We start from the raw sequence: 19,927 nt of genomic DNA on the forward strand, positions 1-19,927 counted from the left end.
ATGGTAGAAACCTTTGCGCCAGAACAGATCTCACTACGCCAGTGGAATCGCACGCTGCTGCATCGGCAGCATTTACTGACCCGGATCGACGACGATGCGATCGAGGTCATCGATCGCTGCGTCGGTCTGCAGTCGCAGGATCCGCGAGCAGCGCATTACGGCCTGGCCTCGCGCATCACCGATTACGACCCGGCTGAACTTGACGACCTGCTGACTTCTCGCGAGGTCGTGCGAATGGTGTCGTTGCGCAGCACGGTATTTCTCTCCGATGCCGCCGATGCCCGGTGGATACGAGAACTCGCGCAGCCGCGGATCAATACCGAGATCACGCAGGCCCATGTTCCGCGATTGGCGTCGGCCGACCCCGCGGATATCGCCGAGCAGGCACGCGAAGAACTTGTCGGACAAGAGCTTTCGGTACGCGAACTGGGGACGAGATTGCAGCGTCGTTGGCCCGACGAGCCGGCGTCGACGTTGTCCGGAGTGGCGCGCTGTGCGCTCAAGTTGGTGCAGATACCGCCACGCGGGCTGTGGGCATCGGGCGGCGGTCAGGCGGTGCGGTACAGCTTGTTCGACGATTGGGTCGGCCCGGGCGAGCCGGCGCTCATCGGCGACGACGCGATCCGTGACCTGATCCGCCTATACCTGCGCGGATTCGGTCCAGCCACGGTCAAGGGCGTGCAGACCTGGGCGGCCATGACCGGACTCAAACCGCATATGGAGGCGATGCTGGCGGACTGGGAGCTGATCGCCTATGTCGGGCCGAATGGGGAGAAACTGTACGATCTCGACGGCCTCGAGATCGTCGACGCCGAAACTCCCGCACCCGCGCGACTGGTCGCACCATTCGACAATGTCATTGCGGTACAGGCGGATCGGGCCCGTATCGCCGACCCGGAGCTCTATCGCAAGACCATCACGCCCAATGGCCGCTCACCGGGTTTTGTCCTGGTCGACGGGAGATTGGCGGGTATCTGGACCGTGTCAGACGGACAGCGGGTGCGGGTCGACTACTTGGCCGAGGTCAGTTCGGCTGCGCGGCGCGAGGTCGACTCTGAGGTGAAACTACTTGAAGCACTGCTGAATTCGTGAATCAGCGCCCACTGCGTGGATTGCGGTTGGTGATCCGGTACGGACGGCCGACCGGGTCGGCCATCAATACGCTGGTGGTCGCGTCGGCAACCACGGTCGCACCCCAATCTTCATGTCGCGCAACCTCATCGGGGACTGATGTCGCGGCCAGCGACACCTGGGCACCCACGCTCGCGTCGGCGACGGGAGTAAGCACCACCGATAGCGGTAGCGGGTCCCGGCGGACGAATCGCGCCGACGCCGGAGCGTCGGATTGCGGCGGGGAGTTGTCGATTGCCCAACCGGTGATTGTCGACCAGAATGCCAGTTCGGCGTCGAAGTCCTTCCGCGGCACGGTAATCAATACTTCGTCGATGATGGAGATCGATGCACCGGGCCACCGAATTGGGCGCGACCGGACGGTTTCGCCTTGCCACTCGTTGAGGCAGAAGGGAAGGCCGGCCGGCGAGCGTAACACCGCGAACATCGGGTCATCCTGGTCGAGAACGCTCGCTCCCGCGGCAGCGCATTCGGTTATAGCGCTGCGGTGGTCCACCAGATGCAGGTCCAGGTGAAGCCCGCCGTCGCCGTCGTCGATTCGCTGTACCCGCAGGTGGGGATCGCCGGTGAACGGTTCGAGTGAGGCGAATTCCTTCCGCTCGCCGCGTGGCGGTGACACCGTCGACCCGGCTATGGCGCGCCAGAATGTCACCTCGTCACCGAATTGCGGTGCGGGGAAGTCGAAGAAAGCCGAGAGCCAGCGAATCTGCATCGATCTGAAGTGTAATCGGACTTGCCGAGTTGTCCGGTGCACTAAAACCAGACCATTGGCTCAGTAAACTGAGCCGATGACTGGTGGAGCCTTAAAAAAGGCGATTCATGCGTGGACCGCATCGCGCGCCGATCGTATCGCTGTCGTGCGGCTGGATGGGCATATCGGTTCTGGCGTCGGCGGGCGATCGGGGCTGACCGGTGAGGGGGTGGAGAGTGTGCTCAAACGGGCCTTCAATGTCGAGCACCTCAAAGCCGTCGTGGTCACGATCAACTCTCCGGGTGGCTCACCCGCGCAATCGGAGTACATCGCCGAGCGCATCCGGCAGCTGTCGGCGGAGAAGGGCGTGCGGGTCTTGGCGTTCTGCGAAGATGTGGCGGCGTCGGGCGGCTATTGGATCGCGTGTGCCGCTGACGAGATCTACGCCGCGCGTACGTCGATCGTCGGCTCGATCGGCGTGGTGTCCTCGGGATTCGGGCTCGCCACGGCGCTCGAACGAGTCGGTGTCGAACGCCGGCTTTACACCAGCGGCGAGAATAAGGCGCGTCTGGACGCCTTCTCGCCGGCGAGTGACGAGGACGTCGAATGGCTCAAGAATTTGCAGGAGCAGTTGCATACCGCGTTCATCGCGTGGGTGCGGCAACGTCGCGGTAGCAAACTCAAGGGAACTGACGCCGAACTCTTCAACGGTGATGTCTGGGTGGGGAAACGAGCCGTGGACTTGGGGCTCGTCGACGGTCTCGGGGTAATGCGTTCGGTGATTGCCGAGCGCTATCCCGACGCCGAGATCACCGCCATCGCCTCGCCTAAACCACTGCTCGCTCGCCTGACCGGCGGACAGGTACGAATGGCGACATCGGCGGCGGCTATCCGTGGCGTACTCGATGCTGTGGAGAAACGCGCCGATTGGGCGCGCCTTGGGCTTTAATCCCGACTTATTCCACAAGTTATCCACAGGTGCCTGTTGAGTAAATTCGACTTGCGCGGTGGCAGCTCATCTGCACTCTGGTGAAGAACATCAGCCCACAAGGGCCCAGACCAGTGATCGTTATCACAAATAGCGAGATTGAGATGTGTCGACCATCACAGCGGGTGAGAACTCATCCTTCAGTTGAGTGTCTTACTGACCGGTAATGCACAGACGTCCAAAACCGCATGTGGATATCGATATGTAGGGCGTCATAGTCGGCATGTCCGGGTGCGCGCGAATGTCAAGACGAGAGTTTGTGCCACCATGGAACTAACGCCCAGACGAGCGATGCGAGGAGTGGGGTGAGCGCCATGCCAATTGAGCAAGTATCGGTGACCGACCTACCCGATGACTTCACCAAAGACGAGCGCGTAGTTCTCGATGTCCGGGAAGACGACGAGTGGGCCGAGGGCCACATCCGGGGCGCTCTCCACATTCCCCTCAACGATGTCCCGGAGCGTCTGGACGAACTTGACTTGGACGCCGAGCTGTTCGTCGTGTGCCGGTCCAGTGGTCGATCGATGCGCATCCTGCAATACCTGGAGCACGTCGGATATGAAGGCAAATGTGTTCGCGGCGGTATGGTCGCGTGGCTCGGCGCGGGTAAACCCGTCGACACCGGAAATGACGCCGGGTCGAATCGAGACGGCGAGTGACCCAATCTCCCGGGGCGGGCCTCCTTGACTTCTGCCCGCGCTGCCGTATTCAGGCGCCACATCGGCCCGGACGCGATACCTGCCCGCGGTGTAGTGGTGCGCTTTCGGTCGTCTCGCCGGGAACAAAGACCAGCGTTGCACCCCAGCCGACTCCGATGCGTGCTCGCCAGACGCCTCGCCCAAGTCCTAAACCCAGGGTTTTCCGCAATCCGAATATGCGGTGGACGGCTCAGCGACCGCCGCACGCACGCCCGGGTCCGCGGCCGACGACACCGGGCGGACCGGGGCGCGGCCCCATCCCGCGATACGCCTACATCCCGCGTTGGGGGCTGCCCAACCTCGACCCAGAATGGCAGTCGAGCGACCAGGACGCGCGGGCCAGGGTCACCCGGATGCTCACTCAGGCACTCACGCTCGCATCGGTTGTCTTTGTACTCACCGCCCTCATCCACCTAGTGCGGTACGTGCTGGTATCGATCAATCGGACCGCGCTGGTTCCGTCCTGGGCCGACCGAATGACGGTTCTGCTCGTTGACTTCGCCGGAATATGCGCCGTGCTGGTGGTCGCGTTCGCGGCGGTCGCCACGGCGCAATGGCTCATCTGTCTACGCGCCGATGTCTACCAGGAGATCGGTCGAGTCGACCCGCGGCCGCAGTGGCTGATTTGGCCCTTAGTCGTCGTGCCGATCGTCAATCTCGTCGGTCCGGCGTGGCTGCTGTTCGAAGTCGCCGATATCGGTGTCGACGCGACGACTTTCGCCCGACGTCGACGTCGGATGGCGCGCATACTGGTGGCTTGGGTAATCGTGAATATCCTTGCGGCCGTGGCGATTAGCTATCAGCTCTTTGCCGACTCCATTCAGAATCAGGCCGACGGGTTGTTCTTCGTGATCGTCAGTGCCGCGGCCTCGGCGGCATTCGCCTGGTGGTTCCGGCTACGGTTGCCCGGCGTGTTCGATGCTCCGGTGGCCGTTGTCGCCTCGACGAAGACCAGGTGGGTGATCGCGGGATGACCGTCGGCGAGCGGATTTCCCGGTCCGGAAAACCCGCGGTGGTCGCCCATCGCGGTGCGTCCGGTGAACGTGCCGAGCACACGTTGGCCGCGTATGAGTTGGCGCTGGAGCAGGGGGCCGACGGACTTGAATGCGATGTGCGGCTTACCGCCGACCACAAGTTGGTCTGCATTCACGATCGAACCGTAGAACGAACCTCCGACGGGGCCGGCGCGGTGAGCGAGATGACGCTCGCTCAGCTACAGGAACTCGACTTTGGGTCGTGGCATAGTGGCCAACCCGCCAAGGTGCTCACCCTGGATGAACTTCTGACGCTCACCCTCGACTGGCGTCGCCCGGTACGGCTATTCATCGAGACCAAACACCCGGTGCGCTACGGATCTTTGGTGGAAACGTTGCTGCTGGAGGAACTACAACGGTTCGCCGTCGCGAGCCCGCCGTCGGCCGATCACAGCCGGGCGGTGGTGATTTCATTCTCCTCGGCCGGCGTGTGGCGGATCCGCCGCAATGCTCCGCTGTTGCCGACGATTCTGCTCGGCGATACCGCGCGTGTACTCGGCGGCAGTGCGGCCACCGCAGTCGGCGCGACCGGTATTGGACCGTCGGTCGAGACCTTGCGTATGCACCCCGAACTCGTCGATCGTGCTGCGGCGTCGGGGCGCGTGACCTATTGCTGGACCGTCGACGAACATGTCGACATGCAACTATGTGCCGACCTCGGGGTGCGCTGGCTGGCCACGAACTATCCGGCGCGCGCCCGCGATTGGCTCGTGACCATCGACTGAGGTGCCCTTCTGTCGTGCGGTTGCCCCATGAGAAGGTGTAACGATGGCGAAGAAGAGCAAACGCGGCAGCGGACCACGTCCCGGAAGTAACCGCGCCGAGCGCGTCGCGGCACGTAAGGCACGTCAGTTGTCCGCCGTCGCACTGCCCCCGCGGCCGTTCGCCGGGTTCGTCGCCGAATGCGATCTGGTCGCGCTGCGGGCCTTCGTGGCCTCGGCGACCGCGGAACTTGATTTGACGTCGGACCCGACGAATCGCGTCACGCTCGCCACCATCCTTCCCGGCGCCGTGCCCGCGATCGTTCGGGCCATCGACGCCGCGTCCGATGCCGATGGCCGCACGGTCGAGGGGTTGGTCGCGATGCAGACCACCAGCGAACTCGATATCGCCGACGCCGCAACGAATCTCGCCAACTCCATCGCATGGGCGGGTGAGGCCGAAGTTGGTGATGAATATGAGCTGTCGGACGCCGACGGCGTGCTCACCGATGTGCTCAAGACCGACGAGCCGCTGAAAATCATTGTGCACGACGACTTTTCATGGTGGTTCGCTGGCGAATCGGCTGTGCCGCCGGAGATCGCGCAAATGCTCGCACGGGCGAACGAGACCATCATGCCTACCGCGCGCCTCACCCCACGCAGCGGCGTCGGCGCACCATGGTGGGTCGACGCCGGCGACCGTGCGCATCTGCGCTGGGTTCGGCCCGAAAACGAAGACGAACTGATGAGCGCGCTGGCGCGACTGCACGCCGCGGGGCAGCTGACTCTCGGTGAAGGCTCGCGTTTCGCCGGGTCCTTCCGCACCCACGGGCTGCTGGTGCCGGTGTTCGACCTCGACAACGAGAAGCATCACGAAGAGTGGTACGACGGCGTCAACGAGTTCGACGAGCGCCTCGTGGAGGCATTGGCCAATACCGCCGAATTGACCGGCGAGGAGCGCCGGTCGCGGGACGGGATTCGCGGCCGGCAGATCACGCTGCGCTGAGTAGTAAGTGCGGATGTTTCGGCATCGGCCACGCCGGGCACTCTGAACGGATAGTCATCACTATCCCAGAGGAGCAGTTATGAACACAGATACTCCGCTACGCGGCCGCACCGTTGCCATCCTCGCGACGGATGGTGTCGAACAGGTCGAACTCACCGAACCGCGTACAGCGGTGGAAAATGCCGGTGCGCGAGCCGTGCTGGTTTCGTTGCGCCCCGGGAAGATTCAGGCGATGAACCATGACGTCGAGAAGGGCGATACGTTCGAGGTCGACCGGATAGTTTCCGAGGTCCGACCAGACGAATTCGACGCCTTGCTTCTGCCCGGTGGCACCACCAACCCAGACAAACTACGTCAGGATGTTGCTGCGGTCGATTTCGTAAAGCAGATAGTGGAAGCGGGGAAACCTGTCGGGGTGATTTGCCACGGGCCGTGGACACTGGTCGAAGCGGATGTCGTTGCGGGACGGACACTTACGTCCTATCCGAGTGTCCGGACCGATATCCGCAATGCCGGTGGAACCGTGGTTGACGAGGCGGTCGTCACCGACAATGGACTCGTCTCCAGCCGCCGCCCTGACGACTTGCCGGATTTTTGCGCCAAGATCGTTGAGGAGTTCGCCGAGGGACGACATACTGCCTAGCACCCCTACGTCCGACATTCGACAAAGCAATCCCTCACCTTACTTAGGTTTCGCTGAACGGTTAGGCCGCTGACGTCGGGATTACCATGAGCGACATGGCCGAATTAACTACATTCCAGCAGTTGCTTCTCGATCAGATCAGCAATGAGTTCTCGTCGTCGCAGCAGTACATTGGCATCGCGGTGTACTACGACAACCATGACATGCCTCAACTCGCCCAGCATTTCTACGCTCAGGCGGTCGAAGAGCGCAATCACGCGATGATGATCGTGCAGTACTTCCTCGACCGCGATATCGCGGTGCAGATTCCAGGGGTCGCGTTGCCCGTCAACAACTTTGGTGCATATATGGAGCCGATCGAACTCGCTCTGAAGCAAGAGAAGGCAGTCACTCAGCAGATCATCGATCTCGCGAAGGCCGCCCGCGACGAGGGCGACTATCTCGGCGAGCAGTTCATGCAGTGGTTCCTCAAGGAGCAGGTCGAGGAAGTCGCAACGATGACCACTTTGCAAACCATCGCCGAGCGCGCCAAGGGCAACCTCTTCGACTTGGAGAACTTTGTTCAGCGCGAATTGAATGTCGCGGGTAAACCTGATGCGTCGGCGCCAGCGGCGGCCGGTGGAAACCTGTAGCGCTCGAAGCTATTTGACCGCGCCGCCGGATTCGCTCAGTAGATCCTTGTCGACCGCGCGTCCCGACGCTATCGCCTCGAAGAAGCGTTTGGTGTTGTCGCCGACGGCAAGTGAGTCACCATCGCTGGTGTACTCGCTGCCGCCGGTCGGCACCGTTGTGGTGATTGGGTTGCTGCGCAAGGCGAAAGCCAGTCCGGCTAGGTGCCAGATATGATCGTTCTCGTCAACGGTCAACGAGTCGATCGCGCCGTTGATGAACGGGAACAGCGCGAATGGGTTGAGTAGGACGCCGGGGCTGGTCGCCTTAGACATCAACGCGCTCAAGAACTTTCGCTGATTCACGACCCGTTCGAGGTCGGCGTTGGGGAATGCTCTGGTGCGCACCAGTCCCAAAGCCTGCTTACCGTTGAGGTCCTGGCAACCAGCCTTGAGGCGGAGTCCGGCTTTGGGATCGTTCAGTGCCTGATTGAGGCACATGTTGACGCCGCCGACTGCGTCGACGAGTGTGTCGAAGCCGCCGAAACCGATCTCGCCGAAATGATCGATGTGCACGCCGGTCAGCGTCTCGACGGTCTGCACCAGTAGGTGCGGTCCGCCAAAGTTGAACGCGGAGTTGATCTTATGTGAGCCTTGTCCGGGGATCGGCACGTACAGATCACGCGGAATGCTGATGATCATCGTGGTTCCGCTCGGCGGCTTATGCACCAACATGATTGTGTCCGTACGTGATCCATCGCTGTCGCCGGTAGCAAGGCGGTTTCGCTGAGCCTGCGATAGATCGGCTCGCGAATCAGTTCCGACGATGAGCCAGTTGGTTCCCGGTGTATCAGCGACGCGACCGGCGTAGGCGGTTAACGCCGCGACGCGATGCAACTTGCCGTCGTAGTAGAACAGCAGCCCGACACTTCCGACCAGCAGCAGGACAACGAGCGACAGCGCGATCTTGCCGATATGCCGACGGCGCTTCCGCTTTGGTCGGGGCGGCTTCGGTCGATCTGACGTCGACGGTTTGCGCGGAGGCGGAGGCGGCTGTTGGCCATTTCCTCGATCTGTTCCGCGGCTCCGTCGTTGAGGCTCGACCGGAATCGGTTCGGGCCGCTGAGTGGGGGCATACCGGTTCTCGTTGCCTGCCGGTCGCGGTGGTGGGCCGGACGGCCGTGCTGGCGGCGCCTGCCGCGGGGCATCGGGCCTGGCTGACCATGCCTGTGGAGGTTGGTAGACGCCTGGCCGGGCACCCGGCCCGGGGCGCTGGGGCGGCGGTGGAGGCACGCGCCGGCTCGGCCCGGGCCGTCGGTTCGGCGGCATCGGCTGGTCAGTCATAGCCAACAATTTACGTCGGCGGACCTGAGTTTCCGATGAGTCGGTCGACCAATCAACCGATACACCACTAACTGTTACAGTGATCGTTGACACATTGCGGGGGCGCGCCTAGTGTCGGGAGTCACACGCTCAGCCACCTTTGGAGGTTGGAAATGACAGCTCTGGCATATGACGACAGCGGTCGAACGGCGATCGCTACGCGACTGATTAAGGGGTCGGCGAATCGCTCCTACGACCCGATCGTTGACCTTGATTGGGATGCGCCACTCGACCCGGACAAATACTTTCTTCCGCCGAAAGTGCTCACGCTCTATGGCACCGACATCTGGGAGTCGATGACGCAGGAGCAGCGGATCGAACTGTCCAGGCAGGAGATGGCCAACATCCTGTCGGTCGGAATCTGGTTCGAGAATCTGCTCAATCGCGCTCTGCTGCAACGTCTTATGAAACAAGACCCGGCAGCCGCCACGACGCACTACGCGTTGACCGAGATGGGTGACGAGTGTCGCCACATGATCATGTTCGGCCGAGCCATCGAACGCAGCGGGGCACGGGCGTTCGCTATGCAATGGTGGCAGCGCATCGTGATGTATTGGCTGGCTGATGCGCTCCGCGGCAGTGTGCTGTGGGTTGCCGCGCTCGTCGGCGAGGAAATTTTCGACGCGCTGCAACGGGAGATGCTCACCGATCCGGAACTGCAGCCCCTGATAGCACGGTTGATGCAGGTGCACGTCACCGAGGAGGCTCGGCATATCGGCTTCGCGCGGGACGGTGTGATGCGGCGCAAGGCTATTCGATCGCGTACGGAGACCTTGATCGCGGCATCGGCGCACGGATTGGCTGCCCAGGCTTTCAAAATAGTGTTTACCAATCCGGCTATGTATCGACGGGCAGGCCTCGACGCGCGGGCGGCGACACGTGCGGCGCGCACTAATCCGCGATTCCATGAAGCGCAGGTTCGCGGATTCGCATCCCTCGCGCAATTTCTCGACGATGCCGGTCTGATGAATCGATTCTCGCGAAGGTGTTGGCGCCGAGCAGGATTCCTACCCGCATGACGCCATCGGTTGTTCTCGGCGGACGAACATACGTGTTATCGGAACTGGGTCGTCGAGCACGAAAGGCCGGTGTCCCGGTGGGCATCGGCGATCCGCAGCCGGGACAACTCCTGGTCGTCGAAGGCGTTGCACCGCAGCCGAATTACCTCCAGGTGTGCTCGGCGGCCGAGCCCAACCGGATATATTGCACGGCGGATACACTCGACTATGTGCTTGGTCTGATCGTCGAGTACACGGCGTTGGGGGCGAGTGGCCTACGGGTGCGTCAGCCAGTGGTCAACGAATGGGCCATCGTAGGGACCGAGCGTAAGCGACGTCGAAGGCTTAAGCGTTTCGATGCGATCGACTTCGACTGGGACACAGTCGAATCAGTGGAATCGGAGGTCTTCGACGACGAGGTAACCTTTGTCGCCGACGGCGAACGCGGAGCGGGCCGGATTAGGGTGCAGGGATATCTGAATCCGAGCGACGGTCAATTCCATTGGGCGGGAACGGCTTATGGTGACGATATTCGACGGTGGCGAGACGCTCGCGTGCGTGAAGTCGAGATCACCGCTGTGTCGGGACGTACCGCGTCGGCCCGGTTGACAGACGTCACCCAGTGGGGCACCGTACGACTCGTCGGCGTAGGTTCGCCACCGTTCTGATCGGCGGCGCTCAGCGCAGAAAGTCGAGATGCTCGGACAACAGCGCGTAGCCGACGAAGGCTACCGTGTCGATGGTCGCGTGGGCGATAACGAGCGGCCAGGTGCGGCCGGTGCGCTGAAAGTATCGGCCAAAGATCAAGCCCATCAACAGGTTTCCCACACCTGCGCCGATCCCCTGGTAGAGGTGATAGCCACCGCGCAACACGGCACTGGCCGCGAGGGCGGCATTCTCGCTGGCTCCGAGTTGCCGCAGTCGAGTGATGAAGTAGGCGACGACGATGATTTCTTCGGCCAACGCGTTGCCGACAGAGATCAGGATGAGGACCGGTAGCTGCCACCACGGGCCGTCGGTGGGACTGGCGATCAATCCCACGTTGGCGCCCCACGCTCGTGAGATGGCAAGTAGCCCGAGGCCGGGGAGCCCGATAGCGGCGGCCAGGACGAGGCCCGGTGGGATATCGGTCGCCCTCGGACGTCGGGAAAGGCCGGCGCGGCCGAGCCGAATACCGCTGCGCCACAACAGGTAGACACCGAGTCCGGCAATTGCGCAGAGTCGAATCACCCTCATCAATTGTCGTACGAAGTCGATGGCGGCATCGCTGGACTCGGTTGGATTGAGGGCGACTGAACTGCCCGAGATCCCCGCCCCGAGCTGCGTTTCGATCAGTGACAGGACCGCGTAGATCGCGGAGAAGCCGAAGGTTAGAACCCCGACGATGGTCAGTTCGATGAGGAGTGCCCGCCGCTGCGTAGGGCCCCGCACGACATCGACCGACGTCTGGTTGGGCGGGACTAGCAACTCGCGAAAGCGCACCAACACAACTTACGTGGTGGCGAACCCGCTGCGGTGGGACGCTCGGACCGCCGATCGGCGTGTGGAGTGGCGGCGGCTGAGCTCGGCGTTCGATCCCTCTCTTGCACCTGCGTGAAATCTTGCGCCCCGGGGTGGCGGTGCCAAGGCCAGATTCTCGCTAGGATCCATACAAACCCAACGCCGAGGAGTAACTCATGCCTAGGAACATTCGCGCTCTCACGGTGGGCGGCCTCGCTTCAGTGGGGGTCGCTGCGTTGCTCAGTGCCGCACCCACACCGGCTGTGGCGGCACCGGTCACGTCATTCCAAGTGGAGCAAACTGTGCTCACCGGCGCCCCCTGGCCAGTCAGCAACCAAACGTTCAGAGCCACCACCGCCCGACCGGGCGTCGCACGAGTCAGCGTCGCCACATCATGCAATACGCTCAACCGGCGGCTCTGCATGCACTACACCCAGGGCGGGCACATCGTCTGGCTCAACACCTCCACTGGCCGCACTGGCACCGCGACCATCCCCGCAGGTGCACGTCCTGGGACATCGGTAAATATAGCCACCGGTTCCGGACAAATCGCCGCCTACATCTCGGCAGTCAGCGGCGCGACCATCGTTCCCGGGGCAGGCGTATTCCGCGTCTTCTAAATCCACCAAATGCATACGTTCGGCCCGGACTCGCGGGCCGAGCCGCTGCCTGGCGCGCAGGCACCTAGAACACTACTGCGTGAAGCTGTTGATGAACGGGCAGCCGGCAAGTGAGCGCAGTGCCGTCGAGAGCTCCCACACCGTCTCTACCGGCTGCGGAAAGGGCATCCGGACATCGGAGTCACCTTCGGGGCCTTCGATGCGAAAGCGCAGGCCGAAGCGGTCAAGCCCGAGTGGACGGACGCGCCCGGTGCGCAATTCGGCGGGGAGCTTGCGGGCGAGTTGCCCGACCAGGTCGCCGTGGTCGCTGTCGAGGTGAGTGATCCAGCCAGTCTCGTACTCCCAGAACGGGTCTGGGTCGGCGCAGGCGAGGATGTCGGCCGAGACCGACGCGGCGCCGCTGCTATTGGCAATAACCGCGCTATCGACCTGTAGCCGCAGCAGCGAGTAGCCGTGGCCGATATCGAGGAGGCCGTCGTCGGGATGGTCGGTGGCGATTTCGATCGCGAGGTCGCGCTGGAGTTCGTCGGGGACCGGGTAGAGGGTGCCGCTGAGCCACACCAGCGCCCGGACCTGTTCACGCAGGTCGATGGGTGCGTGGTCGGTAATCTCCAGGAGTGCCGCGATCCCGTTGGGGTCGTCGTCGGCGATAACCACGGCTTCACAGTCGGTGGGAACGAGGACGAATGCCTGGGACTCGAAGAGGTGCACGACGTTGACGGTGATCGGATCGGAAGCACCGACCGCGAGGGTGGCGCTGCTGACCCGACGGCACGCGGTTTGGATCGCCTCAGCATCGGACGGCTGGGAATGCGCGACGTGAGTCATAGGCTCCTCAATCAACAACTCGGGCTAGCAAGGTAACCCTAACCTAAACACGAAACCGCTGTTCGTCAACATTCACGATCAGCGGGAGGCGAAATACATCCCCAACGCACAGGCCACGACCGATGCCATCACCGATACGGCCGCGTAAGCGAGTGACCGCCAGCGCCGACGCTCGCGCATCAGGACCATCGCCTCCAGACTGGCCGTGCTGAACGTGGTGTATCCGCCGCAGAATCCAGTCCCGACGATCGTCATGACCGCGCTCGGAGCCGCGTGAAACATCACGAGCCCGGCGACGACACCGAGTAGTGCTGAGCCGGTTACGTTGATCAGCAACGTCGCGACCGGAAATGTCACAGTCACACGTGCGCGAACGATGCCATCGACGACGAATCGCGCGACCGCCCCGAGTGCGCCGCACAGTATTGCGGTCAGCGCGATCATCGGGTGCGCTTTCCGCTGAGCCAATCGCCAACGCCGAAGCCCGCCAACGCCATCAGCACGCCGCCGCCTACCGAGACGACCGCGTAAGCGATGGCGGTGCCGGGTGCATCCGCGCGCCATAGGTTGGTCTGCTCGAGGGCAAAGGTGCTGTAGGTGGTGAACGCGCCACAGCAGCCGGTGCCGGCGAATAATCGCAACTGGCGGCGTCGGACCGATTCCGACGACTGTGCGACGAGCAGGGCGGAGATCATGCCGAGTAGCGCGGCGCCGCTCAGGTTGATGCCGAAAGTTGCCCACGGCCACTGGCCGGTCGAGGCGGGGAACGTGCGCTCCAACACGTAGCGCGCCGACGTCCCGACGACGCCGCCGACGAAAACGGCGACTAGCGCGCTTGGCTGCTGGTGCAGCGGGCGAGGGGAGTCGATGGCCATAGAACTGTCCCTTCCGATGGGCATATGCCGATACGAGGAGGAACTATCAGCCGGAGAGCCGGCGGTTCGGGCCGAAGAATCGGACCAGGCGAGATCCATCGCCGAAAACAGCATAGCGGACTCGTTAAGCCGGGACGGTGTGTCTGGCCGACCGGCTACCCTGAAGATCGTGCCTGTCATCGCCTACTTCGGTCCCGCTCACACCTTCACCGAAATGGCGCTCGACGCGATTCTGGCTAGCCGTCGCCCCGCCGCACTCATCGACGTACCCGACGCCGACATCGAGCGCGTGCCCGCTGCCAATCCGGCCGCCGCTATTGCCCTCGTGCGGTCGGGCGAAGCGGATTTCGGGTGCGTGCCGATCGAGAGTTCGCTGGAAGGGTCGGTTCCGGCGACGATGGACGCACTCGTACCGCCCGCCGATGGCGGCCGCGTCCAGGTATTCGCCGAAGTAATCCTCGACATCGCCTTCACCATCGCCGCTGCTACGCCCCTCGAGCCAGCGGCGGTGCGGACCGTCGCCGCGTATCCGGTCGCCTCGGCGCAGGTTCGTGAATCGGTCGCACGGTTGTTCCCCAACGCCGACTTCGTGGTTGCCTCCTCCAATGCCGCTGCGGCACAAGATGTTTCCAACGGCCTCGCCAACGCCGCGGTTACCACTCGTCCGGCAGCCGACGCTCTCGATCTGGTTGTACTCGCCGACGGCGTCGCCGATGCGGACGACGCCGCGACGCGATTCCTCCTCGTCGGCCGTCCCGCGCCACCTGACCCGCCGTCGGGCGCCGACCGGACCGCGGTAATCCTCAGTTTGCGGAACGAGCCGGGCAGCCTGGTGTCGGCGATGAGTGAATTCGCCACGCGCGGAGTCGATCTCACCCGCATCGAATCGCGACCGCGGCAAGACATCGATCGCTCAACCGCCGCGCACTACCGATTTTTCCTCGACGCCGCAGGGCATCTCGACGACGACGCGGTCGGGGAAACGTTGCGCGCTCTGCATCGACGGGCCGACAGCGTCGTGTTCCTGGGCTCCTGGCCAGCCGATCGAGGACAGCTCGGCTCCCTTCCGCCCGACCACGCCGAGAGCGTGCAGTGGTACCACTCGTTACAACAAGGAGAGAAGTAGTGTCGCGGTTGTTCCTGGTCCGTCACGGTGAGACGACGTCTAATGTGATGCGGCGCTTGGATACTCGGCTTCCAGGAGCGGGACTCACAGATTTTGGAGCGCGCCAGGCGGCGTTGTTCGCGTTGCGCACACCAGTCGATGACTCTGTGGTGCTGCTGAACTCGCGTGCTCGCCGCGCTCAGCAGACCGCCGAGATCGCCGGGATGGTCTGGGGGATCGAGCCGCAGCCGCTCGATGGCGTGTACGAGGTGCAGGTCGGCGACTTGGAGGACAACTTCGACCGGGCATCGCACGATGTCTTCGGCGAGGTCGTAAAACGTTGGCATGACGGCGATTTGACGGCGGAACTGCCCGGCGGTGAATCCCTGCAAGATGTCTACGACCGCTATTTGCCCGCGATCGACGATGTGGTGGCACGTTACCTGTCCGACGATGCCGACCGCGACGTGTATGTGGTGAGCCACGGTGCGGCTATCCGGTTGGTAGCCGCCAAACTGGCGGGCATCGACTCCGAGTTCGCGTTGGCCAATCACCTCGAAAACACTCAGTCGATCGAGCTGGAATATGCCGATGGCACCTGGGCGTGTCGACGATGGGGAACTCGGGTGGCGCCGTTTGCCCATGAGGCCAACGAGGGTTCCGACGACGCCGACCCGATGGGCTAACTACCCGTCTAGTCGTACTGGCATCGCCAAGGTGACCAGCCCGCCGTCGTCGGCCGAACGTACCTGTACCGGTTGATCTTCCGCCGAAATGTCGAGCAGCACATCGTCGCCGATGGCGGTCGCGATCGTCGGGTGAAGTACGGTGACGTCGAAGCCGAGGGTGATCGGCTGACCGGTGACCGCCGCGGATATGGTGTCGTCGCCGACCGATAATTCAGTGCTGTCGATTGCCACCCTGATCTGTCGTTCGCTTCGTTCGAGCAAGTCCAGCAACGCTTTTCGCGACACCACCACGCGGGTGGTTGCCGCTGGTAGCGAGCGCAACATCAGCCGATAGTCGGGGAACGCGATATCGAGAATCGGGAAGTGTCGAGTCTCGAGATCACCCTGTGCGACGATCTCGGCTTCGCCCCGGCGCAACGAGATTCGATGTTGGCGCCGTGCCCAGTCGGCCAGTGCGCGGATCGACGACGTCGGTGCTACCGCCGACCAGTCGGGTTCGGTGGATTGCTGCAAAGCCAGTGACCGCGAGGCGAGTCGGAAACGATCGGTGGCGGTGAGTGTCAGTTCGTCGCCGACGATCTCCATGTACACCGAATCCAGCACGGGCAGTTCAGGATTCACGATAGTTGCGGGCAGGACCTGGTCGCAAGCAGCGGCGAACAGCGGGCCGGAAATTGATGCGACTCGCTGCGATGCGACATCGCAGCCCACCGACGACTTGATCTGCGCCGCCGCCGCGGTCGCGTCCGACAGCCGCCGCGCCAACTCGGCCAGGTGGTCGTCAATACGGCGAGTTGTCCCGGCGGGGTCGGGATCGTCGAGTATCGCGCGGATATCGCCCAACGACATCCCCGTCTCACGGAGTTGCCGAATGAGTTGGGCGGTAGGTACTTGCTCGGGAGAGTAATACCGGTATCCGCTGGATTCGTCGACGTCGGCCGGTGTCAGGAGACCGGAGTCGTCGTAGAAACGCAGCGCGCTCGGAGTCAGTCCGGTCAGACGTGCGAAGGTACCGATGGTGAGGTGATCTGGTGTCATACGCACGACGATGGTCCTTGAAGTTGGTTGAAGGTCAACCCCACCCGTTGGCGTGCAGCCATGCGTCGCTGATGCCGAAGTGGTGTGCCACTTCATGCACGACGGTCACCTTAACCTCATGCTTGACCTGTTCAGCTGTGGTGCAGATGGCGAGTATCGGTTCGCGGTAGATGGTGATGGTGTCCGGGAGGAATCCGCCGTATTCGCTCGTGCGCTCGGTCAGCGCGATGCCGTGATAGAGCCCGAGAATATGCGGGTCATCCTCGTGGCGTGGCTCCACGAGTATCACGACGTTCGACATCTGATCGGTCAACTCGGACGGAATGTCGTCGAGCGCTTCACCGACAAGGTACTCAAAGTCCTTGTCGGACATCTTGACTGGCACGATATCTCGCTTAGCCGGCGGGCGCCGGCACTTCTTGCGGGTTGGGTGAGATGCCGCCCGGCATCGGCACCGGTGTAGGCAGCGCGCGGCCCGGCGGAGCCTTCGGCGGCGGTACCGGCAGTTTGCCGTTGATGAGCAGGGTCGACCGGGCATCACCGACGAGGGTCGCGAATCCGCCGCGGTCGGGCAGTCCGACATAACACAGCACCCGGCGGCTACCGGCCAGCCAACTGACTTCACTGACGGTGGACCACTGGACGTTCAGAGTGGTCTTGTCGAATTTGTCTTTCCCGCCGAGGAACCTGTTGGTCTGGCCCGGGCAGATGGATTCGAGGAATTTGTTCTGCTCGGCAACAGTGGGCCACGGTTTGCCAGATAGGCGCGGCCCGAAACGTGCGCCCAGGTCGACGATGCCGGTGGTTTGAAACGCGTGTTGCTCGGTGCAGTTCACTCGGAGTGACGTCGGCTTGCGCGTAGCCGGATCGATGCCGATGCACGTGCCCGGCGGCCAGTCGAAGGACTGGTCGAGATTGGCGACCTGGCCGGTGAACTGTGTCTGAGTACCGTCTTTGCCCGGCTGTTCGAGACCGCAGCGCAGTTCGCGGGCGCCCTTGTCCCACTGGGCCTGCGACGGGAACATCAGGCCGACAGAGAAGCGGCCTTGGGGATCGAGTTTTCCGCCCAGGTATTCGGAGACGATCACGGGGCACTGTTCGTCGCGAATAGCGGCGAATCGCTTCGCTCCCGGCCATTGCGCATTCGGTCCGAACTCGGCGCCCGGCACGACCGCTCCGTCGATCGGACCGGCGACCTCGAATCGATGTTTCGCTGTACATGCGACTTTGGCCGGACTGCCGGGTTTTCCTTCGGCCCAGTCCAGGCAGTCACCGGCGGCCGATTGCGTAAACGCGTTCTGGGCGAGTCGTTCACCTTCGCCGATATCGGTACCGCCGACGTCGCCGACGTCGGAGAACCAGCCGAGGGAGACCGCGGTGATCGCCATAACGATGGCACCGATCACGACGCCGGTCAGGACCACCCGCACGGGGTGTTCGAGGACGTGCGCGTGCACGCGCGCCGCACTCGAGGGCGCGGGACTTTGCTCTGTGTTCTGGTCAGTCATCGCGTTCCATCATGCCTGGTGCGCGTACGCGAGCGGGAGAGGCCGCGCAACCTCGACGTCGAATATCACCGCCGAAGCGCTCACCAGTAGGCTTTATCCCGTGATCGACCTGAAGATTCTGCGCGAAAATCCCGATCTGGTTCGGCAGTCGCAACGCACTCGCGGCGAGGACCCAGGACTGGTCGACGTCCTACTCGACGCCGATGCCACGCGCCGATCGTCCATCGTCGAGGCGGACGCATTGCGATCCGAGCAGAAAACGCTGGGCAAGCAGGTCGGTAAGAGTAGCGGTGATGAGAAGGCCGCACTGTTGGCCAAGGGCAAAGAGCTCGCCGAGCAGGTCAAAGCCGCGGTTGCCCGACAGAACCAAGCGGAGGACGCCGCCGAACAGGCGCAGCGTTCGATCTCCAACATCGTCCAGGACGGCGCCCCGGCCGGCGGTGAAGACGACTTTGTGGTGCTCGAGCATGTCGGCGAACCGCGCGACATTCCCAATGCCCGCGATCACCTGGAAATCGGCGAAGCCCTCGGTCTGCTCGACATGGAACGCGGCGCCAAGGTGTCGGGCTCGCGGTTCTATTTCCTCACCGGGCTTGGTGCGATGCTCCAGCTCGGCCTTCTGAATATGGCGGCGGCGAAGGCCACCGCGAACGGGTTCACGTTGATGATTCCGCCGGTGCTGGTCCGGCCGGAGATCATGGCCGGAACTGGATTCCTCGGCGCGCACTCCGACGAGATCTACCACCTGGCCGACGACGATCTCTATCTCGTCGGAACCTCGGAGGTGCCGCTGGCCGGGTATCACTCGAACGAGATCCTGGATCTGTCGACCGGCCCCAAGCGATACGCGGGCTGGTCGAGCTGCTTCCGTCGCGAAGCGGGCAGTTATGGCAAGGACACCCGCGGCATCATCCGCGTGCATCAGTTCGACAAGGTCGAGGGCTTCATCTACTGCAAGCCGGAGGACGCCGACGCGGAACATCTCAAACTCCTCAACTGGGAGAAGGAGATGCTGGCCGCGATCGACGTTCCCTATCGAGTCATCGACGTCGCCGGCGGAGATCTGGGCAGTTCGGCCGCGCGCAAATTCGATTGCGAGGCATGGTTTCCGACGCAGAACACGTATCGGGAACTCACCTCGACGTCGAACTGCACGACCTACCAGGCCCGCCGCCTGGCCATCCGCTACCGCGACGACGACGGCAAGCCGCAGATCGCCGCGACGCTTAACGGCACGCTGGCTACGACGCGCTGGATCGTCGCGATTTTGGAGAATCACCAGCAGTCCGACGGCACCGTGGTACTGCCGGAGGAGCTGGCCCGGTTTGTCGGTACCGAGGTGCTGGCACCGGCGTGAGCACCCGGATCGTCGCGGTCATCGGACTGGTCGCCTCGGCGGTCGCGGTCGGACTCACGCTGGTGAAGTGGATCGACTTCACCGAGTTGGGTATGCCGTTCGCGTGGACCGGCTTGGCAACATATGTCGGACAGCATGCCGATCACTACGGTCCGATGCTTGCGGGCGCCATTACCCCGGTCGGGTGGGTCGCAGTTCTCGCGGCGGTATTGGTCTGCGCCGCGTCCGTCCTGGCTCTGGTGGATGTGTCTTCGATCTGGCGCACAGCGGTCGGGGCGGTCGCAGCACTGGCGTCGGTGGTCGCGGCCGGGGTAGTCGCGGCGATTATCGTCCGACCCGAGATACTTCTGGATGACTTCCTCACAATGGTAGGAGCGGAGTCGTACGGCTCCAACGCCGGAACGTTGCGCCCATTTCTGGTGACACCCGTTCTATACGCGGAGATCGCGGCGCTGATCGTGATGGGGGCAACCGCCGGCTGGTTAGCTCTTCGGGGCTCGCGCCGTGGTGAGGCGTAGTACGTTGA

Annotated in this window: 24 protein-coding genes and 1 riboswitch; of the genes, 15 read left to right on the forward strand and 9 right to left on the reverse strand. The window is 63.2% G+C overall.

What is annotated here, in order from left to right; translation table 11 throughout:
• On the forward strand, positions 1-1,092 hold the full coding sequence (locus GOEFS_RS01840) for a winged helix DNA-binding domain-containing protein (protein ID WP_007316165.1): 1,092 nt from the start codon (positions 1-3) through the stop codon (positions 1,090-1,092).
• Position 1,093: 1 nt separating this feature from the next.
• Here the strand turns inward: GOEFS_RS01840 and GOEFS_RS01845 are convergent, their stop codons facing one another.
• Complete coding sequence (locus GOEFS_RS01845; RefSeq protein WP_007316166.1) at positions 1,094-1,843, reverse strand: VOC family protein; 750 nt, start codon at positions 1,841-1,843, stop codon at positions 1,094-1,096.
• A 76-nt stretch (positions 1,844-1,919) separates the two neighbouring features.
• On the opposite strand from GOEFS_RS01845, the gene GOEFS_RS01850 reads away from it, so the two are divergent.
• The 7 genes from GOEFS_RS01850 to GOEFS_RS01880 all read left to right on the forward strand — a co-directional run bounded on the left by GOEFS_RS01850 (position 1,920) and on the right by GOEFS_RS01880 (position 7,524).
• Positions 1,920-2,771 (forward strand): S49 family peptidase, encoded by an 852-nt coding sequence (locus tag GOEFS_RS01850; protein WP_007316167.1) that lies wholly within the window; start codon positions 1,920-1,922, stop codon positions 2,769-2,771.
• A gap of 353 nt (positions 2,772-3,124) precedes the next feature.
• Positions 3,125-3,469, forward strand: coding sequence for a rhodanese-like domain-containing protein (locus GOEFS_RS01855; protein ID WP_007316168.1), 345 nt, complete (start codon positions 3,125-3,127; stop codon positions 3,467-3,469).
• A 215-nt stretch (positions 3,470-3,684) separates the two neighbouring features.
• A complete protein-coding gene (locus tag GOEFS_RS22260) occupies positions 3,685-4,482 on the forward strand; it encodes a DUF4328 domain-containing protein (RefSeq protein ID WP_007316169.1) in 798 nt (265 codons plus the stop codon).
• Positions 4,479-5,267, forward strand: a complete 789-nt coding sequence (locus GOEFS_RS01865) for a glycerophosphodiester phosphodiesterase family protein (protein ID WP_007316170.1) — start codon at positions 4,479-4,481, stop codon at positions 5,265-5,267. Before GOEFS_RS22260 ends, GOEFS_RS01865 begins: the two co-directional genes overlap by 4 nt.
• 43 nt (positions 5,268-5,310) lie before the next feature.
• The gene (locus GOEFS_RS01870; RefSeq protein ID WP_007316171.1) at positions 5,311-6,249 is read left to right on the forward strand and encodes a DUF5926 family protein; all 939 of its coding nucleotides are present in this window, start codon (positions 5,311-5,313) and stop codon (positions 6,247-6,249) included.
• A gap of 79 nt (positions 6,250-6,328) precedes the next feature.
• Entirely contained in the window at positions 6,329-6,892 is a 564-nt protein-coding gene (locus GOEFS_RS01875) for a type 1 glutamine amidotransferase domain-containing protein (protein ID WP_007316172.1), read from the forward strand.
• A gap of 86 nt (positions 6,893-6,978) precedes the next feature.
• Positions 6,979-7,524, forward strand: coding sequence for a ferritin (locus GOEFS_RS01880; RefSeq protein WP_007316173.1), 546 nt, complete (start codon positions 6,979-6,981; stop codon positions 7,522-7,524).
• A 9-nt stretch (positions 7,525-7,533) separates the two neighbouring features.
• On the opposite strand, the gene GOEFS_RS01885 is transcribed toward GOEFS_RS01880, so the two are convergent.
• The gene (locus tag GOEFS_RS01885) at positions 7,534-8,844 is read right to left on the reverse strand and encodes an LCP family protein (protein ID WP_083837208.1); all 1,311 of its coding nucleotides are present in this window, start codon (positions 8,842-8,844) and stop codon (positions 7,534-7,536) included.
• A 152-nt stretch (positions 8,845-8,996) separates the two neighbouring features.
• Between GOEFS_RS01885 and GOEFS_RS01890 the strand changes: the two genes are divergently transcribed.
• Complete coding sequence (locus GOEFS_RS01890; RefSeq protein WP_007316176.1) at positions 8,997-9,902, forward strand: AurF N-oxygenase family protein; 906 nt, start codon at positions 8,997-8,999, stop codon at positions 9,900-9,902.
• Positions 9,899-10,549, forward strand: coding sequence for a DUF4873 domain-containing protein (locus GOEFS_RS22265; RefSeq protein ID WP_050949734.1), 651 nt, complete (start codon positions 9,899-9,901; stop codon positions 10,547-10,549). Before GOEFS_RS01890 ends, GOEFS_RS22265 begins: the two co-directional genes overlap by 4 nt.
• A 10-nt stretch (positions 10,550-10,559) precedes the next feature.
• Here GOEFS_RS22265 and GOEFS_RS01900 read toward each other — a convergent pair whose 3' ends face one another.
• A complete protein-coding gene (locus tag GOEFS_RS01900; protein WP_040524290.1) occupies positions 10,560-11,363 on the reverse strand; it encodes a CPBP family intramembrane glutamic endopeptidase in 804 nt (267 codons plus the stop codon).
• A gap of 194 nt (positions 11,364-11,557) precedes the next feature.
• Between GOEFS_RS01900 and GOEFS_RS01905 the strand changes: the two genes are divergently transcribed.
• Positions 11,558-12,001: a hypothetical protein gene (locus tag GOEFS_RS01905; RefSeq protein ID WP_007316179.1), complete on the forward strand. Its 444-nt coding sequence runs from the start codon at positions 11,558-11,560 to the stop codon at positions 11,999-12,001.
• Between the two features lie 72 nt (positions 12,002-12,073).
• Here GOEFS_RS01905 and GOEFS_RS01910 read toward each other — a convergent pair whose 3' ends face one another.
• From GOEFS_RS01910 to crcB (GOEFS_RS01920), 3 genes are all read right to left on the reverse strand, one after another.
• The gene (locus tag GOEFS_RS01910) at positions 12,074-12,829 is read right to left on the reverse strand and encodes a DUF2470 domain-containing protein (protein ID WP_007316180.1); all 756 of its coding nucleotides are present in this window, start codon (positions 12,827-12,829) and stop codon (positions 12,074-12,076) included.
• 78 nt (positions 12,830-12,907) lie between these two features.
• Positions 12,908-13,273, reverse strand: a complete 366-nt coding sequence (crcB, locus tag GOEFS_RS01915) for a fluoride efflux transporter CrcB (RefSeq protein WP_007316181.1) — start codon at positions 13,271-13,273, stop codon at positions 12,908-12,910.
• A complete protein-coding gene (crcB, locus tag GOEFS_RS01920) occupies positions 13,270-13,704 on the reverse strand; it encodes a fluoride efflux transporter CrcB (RefSeq protein ID WP_007316182.1) in 435 nt (144 codons plus the stop codon). Before crcB (GOEFS_RS01920) ends, crcB (GOEFS_RS01915) begins: the two co-directional genes overlap by 4 nt.
• Before the next feature lie 30 nt (positions 13,705-13,734).
• Positions 13,735-13,816, reverse strand: a riboswitch (Fluoride riboswitch).
• A gap of 54 nt (positions 13,817-13,870) precedes the next feature.
• On the opposite strand from crcB (GOEFS_RS01920), the gene pheA reads away from it, so the two are divergent.
• Positions 13,871-14,830, forward strand: coding sequence for a prephenate dehydratase (gene pheA, locus GOEFS_RS01925; RefSeq protein WP_040524293.1), 960 nt, complete (start codon positions 13,871-13,873; stop codon positions 14,828-14,830).
• Positions 14,830-15,495: a histidine phosphatase family protein gene (locus tag GOEFS_RS01930; protein ID WP_007316184.1), complete on the forward strand. Its 666-nt coding sequence runs from the start codon at positions 14,830-14,832 to the stop codon at positions 15,493-15,495. Before pheA ends, GOEFS_RS01930 begins: the two co-directional genes overlap by 1 nt.
• On the opposite strand, the gene GOEFS_RS01935 is transcribed toward GOEFS_RS01930, so the two are convergent.
• From GOEFS_RS01935 to GOEFS_RS01945, 3 genes are read right to left on the reverse strand one after another with little or no spacing between them, the layout of a single operon-like run.
• Positions 15,496-16,536: a DNA polymerase III subunit beta family protein gene (locus tag GOEFS_RS01935; RefSeq protein WP_040524280.1), complete on the reverse strand. Its 1,041-nt coding sequence runs from the start codon at positions 16,534-16,536 to the stop codon at positions 15,496-15,498.
• Positions 16,537-16,570: 34 nt separating this feature from the next.
• Positions 16,571-16,921 (reverse strand): metallopeptidase family protein, encoded by a 351-nt coding sequence (locus GOEFS_RS01940; RefSeq protein ID WP_007316186.1) that lies wholly within the window; start codon positions 16,919-16,921, stop codon positions 16,571-16,573.
• Between the two features lie 10 nt (positions 16,922-16,931).
• Positions 16,932-18,044, reverse strand: a complete 1,113-nt coding sequence (locus GOEFS_RS01945; protein WP_007316187.1) for a septum formation family protein — start codon at positions 18,042-18,044, stop codon at positions 16,932-16,934.
• A 100-nt stretch (positions 18,045-18,144) separates the two neighbouring features.
• Here GOEFS_RS01945 and serS point away from each other — a divergent pair, with 100 nt between their 5' ends.
• Positions 18,145-19,401: a serine--tRNA ligase gene (gene serS, locus GOEFS_RS01950; protein ID WP_007316188.1), complete on the forward strand. Its 1,257-nt coding sequence runs from the start codon at positions 18,145-18,147 to the stop codon at positions 19,399-19,401.
• Positions 19,398-19,919 carry a hypothetical protein gene (locus GOEFS_RS22270; protein WP_007316189.1) on the forward strand — a complete coding sequence of 174 codons (522 nt, stop codon included), beginning with the start codon at positions 19,398-19,400 and terminating at the stop codon, positions 19,917-19,919. The genes serS and GOEFS_RS22270 overlap by 4 nt, the downstream gene beginning before the upstream one ends.
• The last annotated feature ends 8 nt before the right edge of the window (positions 19,920-19,927 follow it).

It is taken from the genome of Gordonia effusa NBRC 100432, assembly GCF_000241305.1.
Lineage (GTDB): Bacteria > Actinomycetota > Actinomycetes > Mycobacteriales > Mycobacteriaceae > Gordonia > Gordonia effusa.

Coding starts and splice junctions, on each gene's coding strand:
- GOEFS_RS01945 (WP_007316187.1), bottom strand. CDS start 18,044: ATGACTGACCAGAACACAGAGCAAAGTCCCGCGCCCTCGAGTGCGGCG.
- GOEFS_RS01865 (WP_007316170.1), top strand. CDS start 4,479: ATGACCGTCGGCGAGCGGATTTCCCGGTCCGGAAAACCCGCGGTGGTC.
- GOEFS_RS22260 (WP_007316169.1), top strand. CDS start 3,685: ATGCGGTGGACGGCTCAGCGACCGCCGCACGCACGCCCGGGTCCGCGG.
- GOEFS_RS01880 (WP_007316173.1), top strand. CDS start 6,979: ATGAGCGACATGGCCGAATTAACTACATTCCAGCAGTTGCTTCTCGAT.
- GOEFS_RS01870 (WP_007316171.1), top strand. CDS start 5,311: ATGGCGAAGAAGAGCAAACGCGGCAGCGGACCACGTCCCGGAAGTAAC.
- GOEFS_RS01905 (WP_007316179.1), top strand. CDS start 11,558: ATGCCTAGGAACATTCGCGCTCTCACGGTGGGCGGCCTCGCTTCAGTG.
- GOEFS_RS01845 (WP_007316166.1), bottom strand. CDS start 1,843: ATGCAGATTCGCTGGCTCTCGGCTTTCTTCGACTTCCCCGCACCGCAA.
- GOEFS_RS01890 (WP_007316176.1), top strand. CDS start 8,997: ATGACAGCTCTGGCATATGACGACAGCGGTCGAACGGCGATCGCTACG.
- GOEFS_RS22265 (WP_050949734.1), top strand. CDS start 9,899: ATGACGCCATCGGTTGTTCTCGGCGGACGAACATACGTGTTATCGGAA.
- GOEFS_RS01910 (WP_007316180.1), bottom strand. CDS start 12,829: ATGACTCACGTCGCGCATTCCCAGCCGTCCGATGCTGAGGCGATCCAA.
- GOEFS_RS01840 (WP_007316165.1), top strand. CDS start 1: ATGGTAGAAACCTTTGCGCCAGAACAGATCTCACTACGCCAGTGGAAT.
- GOEFS_RS01875 (WP_007316172.1), top strand. CDS start 6,329: ATGAACACAGATACTCCGCTACGCGGCCGCACCGTTGCCATCCTCGCG.
- GOEFS_RS01855 (WP_007316168.1), top strand. CDS start 3,125: ATGCCAATTGAGCAAGTATCGGTGACCGACCTACCCGATGACTTCACC.
- GOEFS_RS01850 (WP_007316167.1), top strand. CDS start 1,920: ATGACTGGTGGAGCCTTAAAAAAGGCGATTCATGCGTGGACCGCATCG.
- crcB (WP_007316182.1), bottom strand. CDS start 13,704: ATGGCCATCGACTCCCCTCGCCCGCTGCACCAGCAGCCAAGCGCGCTA.
- crcB (WP_007316181.1), bottom strand. CDS start 13,273: ATGATCGCGCTGACCGCAATACTGTGCGGCGCACTCGGGGCGGTCGCG.
- GOEFS_RS01935 (WP_040524280.1), bottom strand. CDS start 16,536: ATGACACCAGATCACCTCACCATCGGTACCTTCGCACGTCTGACCGGA.
- GOEFS_RS01885 (WP_083837208.1), bottom strand. CDS start 8,844: ATGACTGACCAGCCGATGCCGCCGAACCGACGGCCCGGGCCGAGCCGG.